Genomic DNA, 793 nt, shown 5'->3' with positions numbered 1-793 from the left:
GCGGCTGTTACTTCTTCTTTCCGGTGAGTTGCTGGAAGCGGGTTTCGATGCCCCAGGCGGTGACGCGCAGGAGTGCCTCGAGGACGATGTTGCGGCTCATCTTGGAGGCGCCGAGTTCGCGTTCGATGAAGGTGATGGGGACTTCGGTGACCTTGAAGCCGGCCTTGACGGCGCGCCAGGCGAGGTCGACCTGGAAGCAGTAGCCGGCCGAGGCGACCTGGTCCATGCCGAGGCCGAGCAGGGTCTCCTTGCGGAAGGCGCGGTAGCCGCCGGTGACGTCGCGCAGGGGGACGTCGAGCATCAGGCGGGAGTAGGTGGAGCCGCCGCGGGAGAGCAGGACGCGGGACTTGGGCCAGTTGACGATCTTCCCGCCGGGGACCCAGCGGGAGCCGAGGACGAGGTCGGCGCCGCGCAGGGCGGTGAGCAGGCGGGGGAGTTCCTCGGGCTGGTGGGAGCCGTCGGCGTCCATCTCGACCAGGACGTCGTAGCCGTTGTCGATGCCCCAGCGGAAGCCGGCGAGGTAGGCGGCGCCGAGTCCTTCCTTGCCCTTGCGGTGCAGGACGTGGACGTGGTCGTCCTCGGCGGCGATCTTGTCGGCGAGGTCGCCGGTCCCGTCGGGGCTGTTGTCGTCGGCCACCAGGACGTGGACCTCGGGAACGGCGGCCCGTACCCGGGAGACGATCCGCTCGACGTTCTCGACCTCGTTGTAGGTCGGGATGATCACCAGCACCGGGCCGAGATCGGCGAAGGTGCTCTCCTCAGGGGCAGTCACGTCTGTGCCTTTCGAAGCAGC

Annotated in this window: 1 protein-coding gene; it reads right to left on the bottom strand. The window is 68.6% G+C overall.

Annotated elements, in window-relative coordinates; translation table 11 throughout:
- Positions 1-7 precede the first annotated feature (7 nt).
- Positions 8-772 carry a polyprenol monophosphomannose synthase gene (locus UK12_RS32805; protein WP_045306859.1) on the bottom strand — a complete coding sequence of 255 codons (765 nt, stop codon included), beginning with the start codon at positions 770-772 and terminating at the stop codon, positions 8-10.
- Positions 773-793: the final 21 nt, after the last annotated feature.

This window comes from Saccharothrix sp. ST-888, from assembly GCF_000955975.1.
In the GTDB taxonomy this organism is placed as follows: Bacteria; Actinomycetota; Actinomycetes; order Streptomycetales; family Streptomycetaceae; genus Kitasatospora.
The sequence above is the reverse complement of the archived record's forward strand: the minus strand, read 5'-3'. Positions and strand labels throughout refer to the sequence as shown.